Annotated in this window: 14 protein-coding genes; 10 read left to right on the forward strand and 4 right to left on the reverse strand. The window is 72.5% G+C overall.

Annotated elements, in window-relative coordinates; all coding sequences use genetic code 11:
• Nucleotides 1-11: 11 nt before the first annotated feature.
• On the reverse strand, nt 12-440 hold the full coding sequence (locus ACIP98_RS14880; protein WP_319664659.1) for a gamma-glutamylcyclotransferase family protein: 429 nt from the start codon (nt 438-440) through the stop codon (nt 12-14).
• A 56-nt stretch (nt 441-496) separates the two neighbouring features.
• Here ACIP98_RS14880 and ACIP98_RS14885 point away from each other — a divergent pair, with 56 nt between their 5' ends.
• The 4 genes from ACIP98_RS14885 to ACIP98_RS14900 all read left to right on the forward strand — a co-directional run bounded on the left by ACIP98_RS14885 (nt 497) and on the right by ACIP98_RS14900 (nt 2,983).
• Nucleotides 497-1,189, forward strand: a complete 693-nt coding sequence (locus ACIP98_RS14885; RefSeq protein WP_401976061.1) for a vancomycin high temperature exclusion protein — start codon at nt 497-499, stop codon at nt 1,187-1,189.
• A complete protein-coding gene (locus tag ACIP98_RS14890; RefSeq protein WP_401976064.1) occupies nt 1,186-1,452 on the forward strand; it encodes a hypothetical protein in 267 nt (88 codons plus the stop codon). Before ACIP98_RS14885 ends, ACIP98_RS14890 begins: the two co-directional genes overlap by 4 nt.
• A 341-nt stretch (nt 1,453-1,793) precedes the next feature.
• Nucleotides 1,794-1,991, forward strand: coding sequence for an antitoxin (locus tag ACIP98_RS14895; RefSeq protein WP_319664559.1), 198 nt, complete (start codon nt 1,794-1,796; stop codon nt 1,989-1,991).
• Between the two features lie 59 nt (nt 1,992-2,050).
• A complete protein-coding gene (locus ACIP98_RS14900) occupies nt 2,051-2,983 on the forward strand; it encodes an oxidoreductase (protein ID WP_401976067.1) in 933 nt (310 codons plus the stop codon).
• Between the two features lie 104 nt (nt 2,984-3,087).
• Here the strand turns inward: ACIP98_RS14900 and ppdK are convergent, their stop codons facing one another.
• The gene (gene ppdK, locus ACIP98_RS14905) at nt 3,088-5,853 is read right to left on the reverse strand and encodes a pyruvate, phosphate dikinase (RefSeq protein WP_401976069.1); all 2,766 of its coding nucleotides are present in this window, start codon (nt 5,851-5,853) and stop codon (nt 3,088-3,090) included.
• 348 nt (nt 5,854-6,201) lie between these two features.
• The gene (dusB, locus tag ACIP98_RS14910) at nt 6,202-7,353 is read right to left on the reverse strand and encodes a tRNA dihydrouridine synthase DusB (protein ID WP_401976072.1); all 1,152 of its coding nucleotides are present in this window, start codon (nt 7,351-7,353) and stop codon (nt 6,202-6,204) included.
• A 120-nt stretch (nt 7,354-7,473) separates the two neighbouring features.
• Between dusB and ACIP98_RS14915 the strand changes: the two genes are divergently transcribed.
• From ACIP98_RS14915 to ACIP98_RS14925, 3 genes are read left to right on the forward strand one after another with little or no spacing between them, the layout of a single operon-like run.
• A complete protein-coding gene (locus ACIP98_RS14915) occupies nt 7,474-8,886 on the forward strand; it encodes an MFS transporter (protein ID WP_319664564.1) in 1,413 nt (470 codons plus the stop codon).
• Nucleotides 8,883-9,296, forward strand: coding sequence for a MarR family transcriptional regulator (locus tag ACIP98_RS14920; protein ID WP_319664565.1), 414 nt, complete (start codon nt 8,883-8,885; stop codon nt 9,294-9,296). The genes ACIP98_RS14915 and ACIP98_RS14920 overlap by 4 nt, the downstream gene beginning before the upstream one ends.
• Nucleotides 9,297-9,337: 41 nt before the next feature.
• A complete protein-coding gene (locus ACIP98_RS14925; RefSeq protein ID WP_401976074.1) occupies nt 9,338-9,913 on the forward strand; it encodes an NADAR family protein in 576 nt (191 codons plus the stop codon).
• Between the two features lies 1 nt (nt 9,914).
• Here ACIP98_RS14925 and ACIP98_RS14930 read toward each other — a convergent pair whose 3' ends face one another.
• Nucleotides 9,915-10,793 carry a helix-turn-helix transcriptional regulator gene (locus ACIP98_RS14930; RefSeq protein WP_401976077.1) on the reverse strand — a complete coding sequence of 293 codons (879 nt, stop codon included), beginning with the start codon at nt 10,791-10,793 and terminating at the stop codon, nt 9,915-9,917.
• A 276-nt stretch (nt 10,794-11,069) separates the two neighbouring features.
• On the opposite strand from ACIP98_RS14930, the gene ACIP98_RS14935 reads away from it, so the two are divergent.
• The 3 genes from ACIP98_RS14935 (at nt 11,070) to ACIP98_RS14945 (ending at nt 14,196) form a co-directional block, all read left to right on the forward strand.
• The gene (locus tag ACIP98_RS14935) at nt 11,070-12,440 is read left to right on the forward strand and encodes an MFS transporter (RefSeq protein WP_401976292.1); all 1,371 of its coding nucleotides are present in this window, start codon (nt 11,070-11,072) and stop codon (nt 12,438-12,440) included.
• 128 nt (nt 12,441-12,568) lie between these two features.
• Nucleotides 12,569-13,576: an aldo/keto reductase gene (locus tag ACIP98_RS14940; protein WP_319664571.1), complete on the forward strand. Its 1,008-nt coding sequence runs from the start codon at nt 12,569-12,571 to the stop codon at nt 13,574-13,576.
• A gap of 35 nt (nt 13,577-13,611) precedes the next feature.
• Entirely contained in the window at nt 13,612-14,196 is a 585-nt protein-coding gene (locus ACIP98_RS14945) for a TetR family transcriptional regulator (protein ID WP_401976079.1), read from the forward strand.
• The last annotated feature ends 50 nt before the right edge of the window (nt 14,197-14,246 follow it).

The raw sequence follows: 14,246 nt of genomic DNA on the forward strand, positions 1-14,246 counted from the left end.
CGGCGCGGGGGTCAGCGGTGCTTCCAGTCACCGCCGTGGATGGGCCGGCCGGAGGCGCGCAGGTCCCGTTCGTGAGCGGGGGCGGCGAGGTACACCCAGGCGGGGAGGGTCTGGCCGGCGTAGGTGCGGACGTCGCGGACCACGCGCTCGTAGAGGTTGCCGGCCGCGCCGGGGGTGTACTCCTCCAGGCGGTCGAGGTCGGTGAGGACGTCCTCGTAGAGGTCGTCGAGGGGCTGCACGACGTCGCCCTGGACGTGGCCGCGCACGTCGGGCACCGCGTACGGGTAGCCCGGCCCGTCGAAGAGCAGGGCGCCGTGCAGGACCGCCGGGGTCTCGGTGGCGATGCGGCCGCGCAGCAGCCAGGAGTGGTTGATCTCGCCGGGCCGCAGGGTCCCGTACACGAAGAACGGGAGGCGGGAGTGGTCGTCTCGCACGATCATCATGGAACCGCAGGGACGTGGGCGGCGTCGACTCGGGCGTGAAGCGGTTGCGCGGGATGACACGGACGGCTGTCGCGGGAGTACGGGCCGTGGCGGCGCGCCTGCCCAGGTCCAGGCGGGGCAGGCGGCGGTTGCTGCGCGCCGCGGTGGCGCTGTGCGTGCTGGCGCTGCTGCCCGCCACTTGGCTCCGGCTGACCGCGGACCCGCGGGTCCGCACCCTGGCCGACGCGCCCGCCGAACCGGTCGCGGTCGTCTTCGGCGCCGGGCTGTGGAACGGCGAGCCGTCGCCGTACCTGGCCCACCGGCTGGACGCCGCCTCGGCGCTGTACGCCGCCGGGAAGGTGCGGGCGGTCCTCGTCACCGGCGACAACAGCCGCACCGACTACGACGAGCCGACCGCAATGCGGGACTACCTCGGCGCGCACGGCGTCCCCCGCGCGAAGGTCGTGCTGGACTACGCCGGCTTCGACACCTGGGACTCCTGCGCCCGCGCCAGGCGCATCTTCGGCGTCGCCCACGCGCTCCTGGTCAGCCAGGACTTCCACATCCGCCGCGCGCTCGCGCTGTGCCACGCCGCGGGCATCGACGCCTACGGGATCGGCGTCGACGAGCCCCACGACGTCACCTGGTACTACGGCGGGGCCCGCGAGATCGCCGGCGCCGCCAAGGCCGCCGTCGACGCCGCCCTCACCCCGGACCCGCACTTCCTCGGGCCCCGGGAGCACGGCATCGCGCAGGCGCTGCGGTGAGCACCGGCGTCGTACGGGACGGTACGGCGCCGCCGGAAGCGGCGGCGCGGCAGGCACTGGCCGCGGAACTCGGCTACAGCGAGACGGTGTTCGTGGACGACGGCGCCGAGGTACTGCGGCCGCCCGCGGGCGGGGGGAGGGCCGCGGCGGAGGGCCCGTTCACCCGGGTGCGGGGGCGCGCGGAGTGGGCGCCGGGGCGGCGGACGCAGGCGTACCGCTCACCGGCGGAGGTCGACGCGCCCGCCTTCCCCGCCGCCGGGTGACGGCCGGCCGTACGCGTGGGCGTGGGACGACGACGTCCGGGGCCGCGTGAGGCACGGGCGTCGCCGCTCCGCGAGGACGGCATCGTGGCGGACGAGGCGACCGGGGCGGACGCCCCGGCGCTCGGCGACGGGCTCCCGCGGTCGCCGGGAACCCGTCGGGGCAACGGGCTCGCGGATCCTCACCCGCGTGCGCCCCGGCGGCGCCGCGGACCTCGGCGGCCGGGTGGTCCGGACCCGCTGAACCGCTCCCCACCTGCGGCATTGGGCGCGGCTCGGGATGCGGATCTTCAGGGGGGCGGTGATGCTGGGAGGAGTCCCACCTCACGGCAAGGAGGACAGCGATGTCCATGTTGGACAAGATCAAGGCCAAGCTGAAGGGCCACGAGAGTCAGGCCCAGAAGGGCATCGACAAGGGTGGCGACACACTCGACGAGAGGACCGGCGGCAAGTACCAGCGCCAGGTCGACACCGGCCAGGACAAGCTGGGCGACGAGTTCGGCACGGGCGGCTCGGGCGAGAACCGGCCTCCCCACTCCTGACGCCGGCGGGGCCGCCGCGCCCGCTTCCGGCGGCGCGCGGCGGCCCTACGCTGGCTGCCATGGCCTGGACCGCGAACGACATACCCGACCTGAGCGGCCGCACCGCTGTCGTCACCGGCGCGAACAGCGGCATCGGCTTCTGCACCGCACGCGAACTGGCCCGTGCCGGCGCCCGCGTGCTGCTCGCCTGCCGCAGCGAGGAACGCGGCAAGGACGCGGTCCGGCGTATCCTGCGCGACGTCCCGGCCGCCCGCGCCGGCTACCGCCACCTGGACCTCGGCGACCTGTCCACGGTGCGCGCCTTCGCCAAGGAGTACGACGCCGACCGGCTGGACCTGCTGGTCAACAACGCGGGCGTGATGGCGCTGCCGCACCGCACCACCCCCGACGGCTTCGAGTCGCAGATGGGCGTGAACCACCTCGGCCACTTCGCCCTCACCGGCCTGCTGATGCGGCATCTGCTGGACACCCCCGGCGCGCGCGTGGTCACCGTCTCCAGCTGGCTGCACGCGATCGCCGACGTGGACCTCGGCGACCTCAACAGCGATCGCGGATACCGGCGTTGGATCGCCTACGCCCGTTCCAAGAGCGCGAACCTGCTCTTCGTCCACGAACTCGCACGGCGCCTGGCCGCCGTAGGCGCCGACACCGTGGCCGCGGCGGCGCACCCGGGGTACGCCCGCACCGAACTGCAGACCCGGGGCGCCCGCATGGAGAACCGCCGGGTCGCCGAGCGGCTGATCGGCATCGCCAACCGCGTCGTCGGCCAGTCCGCGGAGGCGGGCGCGCTGCCCCTGTTGTACGCCGCCACGGCGCCCGGTGTCCGGCCCGACTCGTTCACGGGGCCGCGCCTCCAGGGCTGGCGCGGCTCACCCGCCCCGTCCTGGCGCGCCAAGTGGACCCTCGACGACCGCGCGGGCGAGATGCTGTGGGCGGCCTCCGAGCAGCTGACGGGCGTCACCTACCCGATGGTGGTCCCACCCGCCGGGTGAGGGCGGGCACGGGTGCCTCCCGGAGAGAGAGCGGGGGCGGCACCTTCGCACAAAGGTGCCGCCCCCGGTGAGGGAGGGAGATGGTCCATGGGGCGCCGGGGTGGTCACCGGCCGCCGTTGCCCCTGTTCTGCGCCGCGGCCCGGCCCGCCTCCAGGCGGGCGACGGGGATGCGGAACGGGGAGCAGGAGACGTAGTCCAGGCCCACCTCGTGGAAGAAGTGGACGGACTCGGGATCTCCGCCGTGTTCGCCGCAGACGCCCAGCTTGAGGCCGGGGCGGGTGGCCCGGCCGGCCTCGGCGGCGGACCGCACCAGTGAGCCGACGCCGTCGCGGTCGATCGTCTCGAACGGGGAGACGCCGAAGATGCCCTTCTCCAGGTACGCCGTGAAGAAGCTCGCCTCCACGTCGTCGCGGGAGAAGCCCCACACGGTCTGGGTCAGGTCGTTGGTGCCGAAGGAGAAGAACTCCGCGGCCTCGGCGATCTGCGCGGCGGTCAGGGCGGCCCGGGGCAGCTCGATCATCGTGCCGAGCGTGAGTCCCAGTTCGGTGCCGGTGGCGGCCTCGACCCCCGCGATGACCGACTCGGCCTCGTCGCGGACGATCTCCAGCTCCTGGACGGTGCCCACCAGCGGGATCATGATCTCGGGCCGGGGGTCGCCCTTGGCGTTCTTGCGCTCCGCGGCGGCCTCGGCGATCGCCCGCACCTGCATCGCGAACAGGCCCGGGATGACCAGGCCCAGGCGTACCCCGCGCAGGCCCAGCATCGGGTTCTGCTCGTGCAGCTTGTGGACGGCCTGGAGCAGCCGCAGGTCGTTCTCGTTGGCGTCCTTGCGGGACTCGGCGAGCGCGACGCGTACCGACAGCTCGGTGATGTCGGGCAGGAACTCGTGCAGCGGCGGGTCGAGCAGGCGCACGGTGACCGGCAGGCCGTCCATCGCCTCGAAGAGCTCGACGAAGTCGGACCTCTGGAGCGGCAGCAGGGCCTCCAGCGCCTCGTCGCGCTCGGTGTCGGTGTCGGCGAGGATCAGCCGCTCGACGAGCTCGCGGCGCTCGCCGAGGAACATGTGCTCGGTACGGCACAGGCCGATGCCCTGGGCGCCGAAGCGGCGGGCGCGCGAGGCGTCCTCGGCGTTGTCGGCGTTGGCGCGCACCCGCAGCCGACGGACCCGGTCGGCGTAGGCCATGATCCGGTGCACCGCCTGCACGAGCTCGTCGGCGTCGTCGGCGCCCGCGTGCATCCGGCCCTCGAAGTACTCCACGACCGGGGACGGCACGACCGGGACGGTGCCGAGGTAGACCTTGCCGGAGGAGCCGTCGATGGAGACGACGTCGCCCTCCTCCACGACGATCCCGCCCGGCGCCGTCATCCGCCGCCGCTTGGTGTCGACCTCCAGCTCCTCGGCGCCGCAGACGCAGGTCTTGCCCATGCCGCGGGCGACGACGGCGGCGTGCGAGGTCTTGCCGCCGCGCGAGGTGAGGATGCCCTCGGCGGCGATCATGCCGTTGAGGTCGTCGGGGTTGGTCTCGCGGCGGATGAGGATGACCTTCTCGCCGGAGCGCGACCACTTGACCGCGGTGTACGAGTCGAAGACGGCCTTGCCGACCGCCGCGCCCGGCGAGGCGGCGATGCCCCAGCCGATCCGCTCGGACTTCGCCTTCTCGTCGAAGCGCGGGAACATCAGCTGCGCCAGCTGGGCGCCGTTGACCCGCTGCAGGGCCTCCGCCTCGTCGATGAGCCCCTGGTCCACCAACTGGGTGGCGATACGGAAGGCGGCGGCCGCGGTGCGCTTGCCGACGCGGGTCTGCAGCATCCACAGCTTGCCGCGCTCGATGGTGAACTCGATGTCGCACAGGTCCTTGTAGTGCGTCTCGAGGGTCTCCATGATCTGCATCAGCTGGTCGTAGGAGGCCTTGTCGAGCTGTTCGAGCTCGGCGAGCGCGACGGTGTTGCGGATGCCCGCGACGACGTCCTCGCCCTGCGCGTTGCACAGGTAGTCGCCGTACACGCCCTGGTGGCCGGTGGCGGGGTCGCGGGTGAAGGCGACGCCGGTGCCGGAGTCGGGGCCGAGGTTGCCGAAGACCATCGAGCAGATGTTGACGGCCGTGCCGAGGTCGCCGGGGATGCGCTCCTGGCGGCGGTAGAGGATGGCGCGCTCGCCGTTCCAGGAGTCGAAGACCGCCCGGACGGCCATGTCCATCTGCTCGCGCGGGTCCTGCGGGAAGTCCCGGCCGGTCTCCTTGGACACGACGGCCTTGAACTGCTCGACCAGGCCCTGCAGGTCGCCGGCGTCCAGGTCGAGGTCGTTGTGGGTGCCCTTGGCGCGCTTGGCGTCCTCCAGGGCCTCCTCGAAGCGGTCGCCGTCCACGCCCAGCACGGTCTTGCCGAACATCTGGATCAGGCGGCGGTAGGAGTCCCAGGCGAAGCGTTCGTCGCCGGCCTGCGCCGCGAGCCCGGCCACGGAGTCGTCGGACAGGCCGATGTTGAGGACGGTGTCCATCATGCCCGGCATGCTGAACTTCGCCCCGGAGCGCACGGAGACCAGAAGAGGGTTGTCCGGCTGGCCGAGCTTCTTGCCCATGCGTTGTTCCAGCGCGTCGAGGTGCGCACTCACCTCGTCGCGCAGGGACGCGGGCTCCACGCCGGAGTCCAGGTAGACCTTGCAGGCCTCGGTGGTGATCGTGAAACCCGGAGGGACGGGCAGGCCGAGGTTGGTCATCTCGGCGAGGTTGGCGCCCTTGCCGCCGAGAAGGTCCTTGAGGTCCTTGTTGCCCTCAGTGAAGTCGTAGACGAACTTCTGGATTTCTTGTTCTTCCGACACGGGACTCGCTCCTCGCGGCCGGGATGCCCTGACGGCGGGGAGCGTACCCATCTCGAAGGCGCTGCAGTACGTCCATCACCAGGTCACACGGCTGTAACCACCCATCGGCCGATAGATCGAAAGCGCCGGGACCGGTTCGGGCGGGCATCGGATGCATTCAATCCTCGAACACATGATGCCGCCACGTGATCACGACGGGCGGTATCTGTTACTCCATGCGAGGGATGGCTTGATCGGATGGCGCCGACAACGATGGCACCCAGTGCCACCCCTAAGAGAGGTGACATGACACTCGGCGCGCTCATCTGAGCAATGCCCCTATCAGGCGTGGCGAGAATCACTCGCCGCGCCGGCACGGCGTCAGGCCCCGAGGGCTCCTCCACGCCGCGCGGAATGCCGTCAGCCGCCGGAAGTGTCCGATTCCGCGTCCGCGTCCACGACCACCGAGCAGTCGTACGGGTCCTCCAGCCAGCCGTCCGGGAGCGCCACGCGCTTGCCCGCCGCCGTACGGCCGCGCGGGCCCTCGGCGCCATCCGGCCATTCCTGGTCGAGGTCGAGGTCGTCGAGGTGGGCGTCGAGCTCCGCCAGGGAGGACGCCATGGCAAGCTTGCGGCGCATCTCGGAGCCGACCGAGAAGCCCTTGGTGTACCAGGCCACGTGCTTGCGGAAGTCGATCACGCCGCGCTCCTCGTCGCCCAGCCACTCCCCGAGCAGCTCGGCGTGGCGCCGCATCACCCCCGCGACCTCGCGCAGCGCCGGGGTGGCCAGGGTGCCGTCACCGTCGAACGCGGCGACGAAGTCGCCGAACAGCCACGGCCGGCCCAGGCAGGCGCGGCCCACGACCACGCCGTCACACCCGGTCCGGCCCATCAGCCGGATCGCGTCCTCGGCGCTCCAGATGTCGCCGTTGCCGAGCACGGGGATCTCCGGGACGTGCTCCTTCAGACGGGCGACCGCCTCCCAGTCGGCCGAGCCGCCGTAATGCTGGGAGAGCGACCTGCCGTGCAGCGCGACGGCGGCGATCCCCTCCTCGACGGCGATACGGCCCGCGTCCAGGTAGGTGACGTGATCCTCGTCGATGCCCGTGCGCATCTTGATGGTCACCGGCAGGTCGCCCGCGTTGGCGACGGCCTCATGCAGGATCGAGCGGAACAGGTTGCGCTTGTACGGCAGCGCCGCGCCGCCGCCCTTGCGGGTCACCTTCGGCACCGGGCAGCCGAAGTTCAGGTCGATGTGGTCGGCCAGGTCCTCGTCGACGATCATCCGGACCGCCTTGCCGACGATCACCGGGTCCACCCCGTACAGCTGGATCGAGCGGGGGGTCTCGCTCTTGTCGAAGTGGATGAGCTGCATGGTCTTCTCGTTGCGCTCGACGAGCGCCCGGGTGGTGATCATCTCGGAGACGAAGAGCCCCTTGCCGCCGGAGAACTCCCGGCACAGCGTGCGGAAGGGGGCGTTGGTGATCCCCGCCATCGGCGCCAGCACCACAGGCGGCCACACGGTGTGCGGGCCGATCGTGAGCGGTGGGGCGGTGATGGCGTCTGCAGTCATGCGCCCCATTCTCGCCCATCCGCGGACGGCCGGGCGCACGGAGTGGGTGTAGATTGAAATGGTTACACAAGTACAACCAAAGTCCGGGGCGGGAGCCCCGGCGGAGCGGACGGGGTACCGATGCCGGAGCTCAGCCACCGCAGGCGTCTGCTGGTGCTGGCCATTTGCTGCATGAGTCTGCTCATCGTCAGCCTCGACAACACGATCCTCAACGTGGCGCTGCCGTCCATGCGCGCCGATCTGCACGCCTCGATCTCGGGACTGCAGTGGACCATCGACGCCTACACCCTGGTGCTGGCCTCGTTGCTGATGCTCTCCGGCTCGACCGCGGACCGCATCGGACGGCGCCGGATCTTCCGCCTCGGCCTGGTGATCTTCACGGTGGCCTCCGGCCTGTGCAGCATCGCGCCCAGCCTGGAGTGGCTGGTGGTCTTCCGCATGCTGCAGGCGATCGGCGGCTCGATGCTCAACCCCGTCGCGATGTCGATCATCACCAATGTCTTCACCGACCCGCGCGAGCGGGCCCGGGCCATCGGCGTGTGGGGCGGCGTCGTCGGGATCAGCATGGCGGCCGGCCCGATCATCGGCGGCGCCCTGGTGGAGACCGTCGGCTGGCGCTCGGTCTTCTGGATCAACCTGCCCATCGGCTTCCTCGCCCTGGTGCTGACCGCCCTCTTCGTCCCCGAGTCCCGGGCCCCCCGGCCCCGCCGGATCGACCCCGTCGGCCAGTTGCTGATCATCGCGCTGCTCGGTTCGCTGACGTACGCGATCATCGAGGCGCCGGGGGCGGGCTGGGGCTCGTCCCTGATCATCGGCTGCCTCGTGGTCGCGGTGTGCTCGGCGGCGGTACTGATCGGCTACGAACGACGGCGCAAGGAGCCGCTGATCGACCCGCGCTTCTTCCGCAGCGCGCCCTTCAGCGGGGCGACGGTGATAGCGGTGAGCGCCTTCGCCGCGCTCGCCGGATTCCTCTTCCTCAACACCCTGTACCTCCAGGACGTGCGCAAGCTGTCCGCCCTGGACGCCGGACTGCACCTGCTGCCGATGGCCGCCATGGCGCTCGTCTTCGCCCCGCTGTCCGGCCGCATGGTCGGCAGCCGCGGGCCGCGGCTGCCCCTGCTGCTCGCGGGCACGGCGACGACGGCGAGCGGGGTGGTGTTCGCCGCGCTGCACGGCCAGTCCTCGGACGTCCTGCTCTTCACCGGGTACGTGCTGTTCGGCATCGGCTTCGGCTTCGTCAACGCGCCCATCACCAACACCGCCGTCTCCGGCATGCCGCGCTCCCAGGCCGGGGTCGCCGCGGCCGTGGCCTCCACCAGCCGCCAGGTCGGCCAGTCGCTGGGCGTCGCCGTCGTCGGCGCGGCGCTGGCGGCCGGGCTGAACATCACGGCCTGGTGGATCATCACGGGCTGCGGAGTGGTCGTGCTGGTCCTGGGCTGGCTGACGAGCGGGCCCTGGGCGGCCGGCACGGCGGCACGGGCCGCACAGCGCCTCCAGGCCGACGAGCCCCGGGAAATGGTGGGGGCCGGATGAACGACGTGACACCGGCCCGGGTGTGGCGCAACATGCGCACCCTGGTCCTGGAGCGCAACGAGCGCCGCCGGGAGGTGGCCGACGCCCTCGGCATGAGCTTCTTCCGCATCAAGGCGCTGCGCCGGATCGCGGCCGCGCCCGTCACCCCGGGCGAACTCGCCGCCGACCTCATGACCGACCGCCCGTACATCACGATCGTCGTGGACGACCTGGCCGGGCGCGGCCTGGTGGACCGCACCCCGCACCCCGACGACCGCCGCCGCAAGGTCGTGGCGGTCACCGCGGCGGGCGCCGCGGCCGCCGCCGAGGCCGAGCGCATCCTCGGCACGCCCCCACCGGCGCTGGCGGCCCTGTCCCCGGACGAACTCGCCGTGCTGGACCGCGTGCTGGGCCGGCTGCTCGACGAGTAATCCCGGTGACCGCTGTCGGACCCCCGCGTTACCGTCACGGCATGACGCAGACGCAGATCACCGAGCCGGCCGACGTTCGCGACCACGACACCCTCGTGGCGCTCACGGCGCGGGGGAAGCAGGCGAAGTACCTGTTCTTCTGGGGGCACCGGCCGCAGGCGGACGGCAGCGTGGGCGCGGGCTGCCTGAGCCAGTGGTGGCCCTCGGAGTTCTCCGTCGACGGCGTCGTGTACCCCACCGCGGAGCACTGGATGATGGCCGGCAAGGCCCGGCTCTTCGGTGACGAGGAGACCCTGGCGAGCATCCTCGCCGCACCGCATCCGCACGCGGCGAAGCGACTGGGCCGCCAAGTGCGCGGTTTCGACGGCCGGGTGTGGGAGCGGCGGCGCTCGGAGCTGGTGGTGGAGGGCAATGTCGCCAAGTTCGGGCAGGACCCCGCGCTGCGGGGCTATCTGCTGGGGACGGGCCGGCGGGTGCTCGTCGAGGCCAGCCCGGTCGACCGCATATGGGGCATCGGCCTGGCCGCCGACGACGAGCGCGCGGCCGACCCCGCGCAGTGGCGCGGGCCGAACCTGCTGGGCTTCGCCCTGATGGAGACCAGGGCGCGGCTCGGCTGAGTCAGGCGGGGACGGGTTCGGGCAGTCCGGCCGCGGTCACGGCGGGGACCGTGACCAGTTCGTACAGCCGCTGCACCCGCTCGCGGGTGACGTCGTCCGCCGGGGTGTAGGTCACCAGCCGCGGGCCCTGCCGGGGGCCGAGCCACAGGTGGGTGAAGTCGAAGGTCAGCAGGCCGACGTGGGGGTTGAGGAAGCGCTTGGCGCGGTTCTCCGGCTCCTGGACCTCATGGCGCTCCCAGAGCTCGCGGAACTCCGGTGACGCCTGCTCCAGCCGTTTCACCAGCGACTTCCAGGCGGGCTCGGCGAGGTGCTCGGCCATGGCGGCACGGTACTTGGCGACCATCTGCCGGCTGGCCTCCTTCCAGTCCGGCATCCCCGCCCGCCAGGCGGCGTCGGTGAAGGCCAGCCACATGATGTTGCGGTCCTCGAAGGGCAGCGCGTCGAGGTCGGCCACCAGCCGCCCGTAGGTGCGGTTGTGGGCGATGACGTCGGTGCGGCTGTTGAGGACCGCGGCCGGCAGCGGCTCCAGCTTGCCCAGCATCTCGCGGATCTGGTCCGACATGCCGGGGCAGCGGGCGCGCGGATTGGGGTCGGTGACGCCGGCGAGCCGGAACAGGTGGGTGCGCTCGTTCGGGTCCAGCATCAGCGCACGGGCGATGGCGTCCGCCACCTGGGCCGAGATCTGGATCTCCCGGGCCTGTTCCAGCCACGTGTACCAGGTGACCCCGACCGCGGCGAGCTGCGCGACCTCCTCGCGGCGCAGCCCCGGCGTGCGCCGGCGGCGCCCGGGCGTCAGGCCGACCTGCTCGGGGGCGATCCGCTCGCGGCGGCTGCGGAGGAAGGAGGCGAGCTCCTGCCGGGCTGCTGCGGTCGTCGTCATGGCTCCAGGGTGCCCCATGTACCCAGCCCGTTGCCAGGTGGTCCTGATACCTGGATAAACGCTCTCTGGTACCACCTTTGAATGGGGCCCATCGTGGCATACGTGACCGATCGAAACGACCTCCCCGTCTCCACCGGCCTGCCCTCCCGGGCCCAGGTAAAGCCCCGGGTGATCCGTCTCGGCGACGGCACCACCGTCTCCCCCGCCCCCGCCCCCTCCACCACCGCCCCCGAGGTCCCCTCCGCCACCGCACCCGCGTCCCCCGCGCTCAGCCCGCTGGGCCTGTTCACCGTGCTGCTGGGCGCCGCGCTGCCGCTGATCGACTTCTTCATCGTCAACGTCGCCCTGCCCGCCATCGAGTCCGACCTGCACGCCGGGGCGGCCCTGCTGGAGCTGGTCGTCGCCGGCTACGGCCTGGCGTACGCCGTGCTGCTGGTGCTCGGCGGCCGGCTCGGCGACTCCTTCGGCCGCCGGCGGCTCTTCCTGGCCGGCATGGCGGCCTTCGGCCTCACCTCGCTCGCCTGCGGCCTGGCGCCGGACGCCTGGACACTCGTGGCCGCGCGCGTCGCACAGGGCGCGTCGGCGGCGCTGATGCTGCCGCAGGTGCTGGCCACCATCCACTCCGCCACCTCCGGCCACCGCCGGGCCAAGGCGCTGAGCCTGTACGGAGCCACCGCCGGCCTGTCGATGGTCGCTGGCCAGATCCTCGGCGGCGTCCTGGTCGCCGCGGACATCGCGGGCACCGGCTGGCGCGCGGTGTTCCTGGTGAACGTGCCGGTCGCCGCGATCGGGCTGTTCCTCGCCGCGCGCAGCGTCCCGGAGACCCGCTCCGAGCACCCGGCGCCCGTGGACCGTCCCGGCACGCTCCTGCTGGCGGTGTCCCTGATCACGCTGCTCGCGCCGCTGACCGAGGGCCGGGCCGCCGGGTGGCCGGCGTGGACCTGGGTGTCGCTGCTGCTCTTCCCCTTCGCCGCGACCGCCTTCTACCTGGTCGAGCGCCGGGCGGACCGCGCGGGACGGGTCCCGCTGGTGCCGCCGAGCCTGTTCCACTCGGCCGGCATGCGCAGGGCGCTGCCGCTGGTGCTGCCGTTCTCCATCGGTTTCGGCGGCTTCATGTTCGTCATCGCGGTCGCGCTGCAGCAGGGCCTCGCGTACGGCCCGGTGGAGGCGGGCGCCGCGCTGGTGCCGATGGCGGTGGCCTTCTTCATCGCCTCGCTGGCCGGGCCGCGCCTGGTCATCCGCTACGGGGGGCGTGTGGTCACCGCGGGCGGCGCGCTGCAGGCGGTCGGTGTCGCCGTGCTGGCGGCCTCGGTGGCCCGCGAGTGGCACGCCGGGGGGATGAACGGCTGGGCGCTGCTGCCGGGGCTGGCGCTGGCGGGCTTCGGACAGGGGCTGCAACTGCCGGTGCTGTTCCGGCTGGTACTGGCGGACGTACCGGCCTCCCGGGCCGGAGTGGGCAGCGGCGTCATGGTGACCGCGCAGCAGTCCGCGCTCGCCCTGGGCGTCGCCACCCTCGGCACCCTCTTCCTCTCCCTCGCACCCGCGCACGGGATGCGGGACGCCCTGGTCATCGTGCTGGTCGTGCAGCTCGTGGCCGTCCTGGGGACGGCGCTGTTCAGCCTGCGGCTGCCACGCCACGTGGGGTGAGGCACCGGGTCCGGCGGTCATGACGGGGCACAGGGACTGACAGATATTGAAATCTGTCAGTCCCTGTGCCATTGTCGTCAGTGCACCCCTCGATCACGCGATCTCCTGATCCGAACAAGGAGTTCCCCATGCGGAACCGCACGCTCGGCACCACCGGACCGACCGTCTCAGCCCTCGGCCTCGGCGCCATGGGCATGTCCGCCCTGTACGGCGAAGCCGACCGCGCCGAGTCCATCGCCACGATCCACGCCGCCCTCGACGCGGACATCACACTGATCGACACCGGCGACTTCTACGGGATGGGCCACAACGAGATGCTCATCGGCGAGGCCCTGCGCACCGCCGGCGCCGACCGCGAGAAGGCCCTCGTCAGCGTCAAGTTCGGCGCCCTGCGCGGCCCCGGCGGTGAGTGGTACGGCTACGACGGCCGCCCGGCGGCGGTGAAGAACTTCGCCTCCTACTCGCTGCAGCGCCTGGGCACCGACCACATCGACGTCTACCGCATCGCCCGGGTCGACCCCGCCGTTCCGATCGAGGAGACCGTCGGCGCCATCGCGGAGCTCGTCCAGGCCGGCCACGTGCGCCACATCGGCCTGTCCGAGGTCGGCGCCGGCACGCTGCGCCGTGCCGCGTCCACGGCTCCCATCAGCGATCTGCAGATCGAGTACTCACTGATCTCGCGCGGCATCGAGGAGGACATCCTGCCGACCGCCCGCGAGCTGGGCATCGGCGTCACGGCCTACGGCGTGCTCTCGCGCGGCCTGATCAGCGGCCACTTCACCCGTGACCGGCAGCTCGCCGCGAACGACTTCCGGTCGATGAGCCCGCGCTTCCAGGGCGAGAACCTGGAGCACAACCTGGCGCTGGTCGACGCGCTGCGGAAGATCGCCGAGCAGAAGGGCGTCTCCGTCGCGCAGACCGCCATCGCCTGGGTGCTGGCCCAGGGCGAGGACATCGTGCCGCTGATCGGCGCCCGTACCCGCGAGCGGCTGACGGAGGCCGTCGGCGCGCTGGACGTCCGTTTCGACGACGCCGACCTCGCCGCCATCGAGGCCGCCGTCCCGGCCGGTGCGGCGGCGGGCAGCCGCTACCCGCAGTCGCAGATGGAGCACCTGGACAGCGAGCGCGAGCACTGACGGGCCGGCGCGCCGGCCCTGGGAGAATGTCCACCATGCCACCCGAGACGCTGACCGCCGAACGCATCCTTCAGACCACGGAGGACGTGCTGCGGCGCTACGGCCCCGCGAAGGCCACCGTGGTCGACGTGGCCCGCGCGCTCGGTGTCAGCCACGGGAGCGTGTACCGGCACTTCCGCACGAAGGCGGCACTGCGCGAGGCGGTCACCCAGCGCTGGCTGGACCAGTCGCACGCGGAGCTCTCGGCGATAGCCCTGGACGCCGGGCTGCCCGCGCCGGAGCGGCTGCGGGCCTGGCTCGCGGCGCTCTTCGCGGCGAAGCGGCGCAAGGCGGGTGGCGACCCCGAGCTGTTCGCGACGTACATGGTGCTGGCGGCGGAGCAGAGCGCCGTCATCGATCGCCATGTCGACGACCTGGTCGAGCAGCTGTCCGGGATCATCCGGGAGGGCACCGGCGCGGGCGACTTCGCGGCCGGGGACCCCCAGGTGGCGGCGCGGGCCGTCTTCGACGCCTCCGGACGCTTCCACGACCCCGCCTACGCGGCCGAGTGGTCCGCACCCGGCATCGACGCCGCGTTCACCGCGGTCTGCGACCTGATCGTGCGCGGCCTGGCGTCCTGAACCCGGCGCACGCACGCGAAGGCGCCCGGTCCCCCTCGGGGGGGGGACCG

It is taken from the genome of Streptomyces sp. NPDC088354, assembly GCF_044753585.1.
Classification (GTDB): Bacteria; Actinomycetota; Actinomycetes; order Streptomycetales; family Streptomycetaceae; genus Actinacidiphila.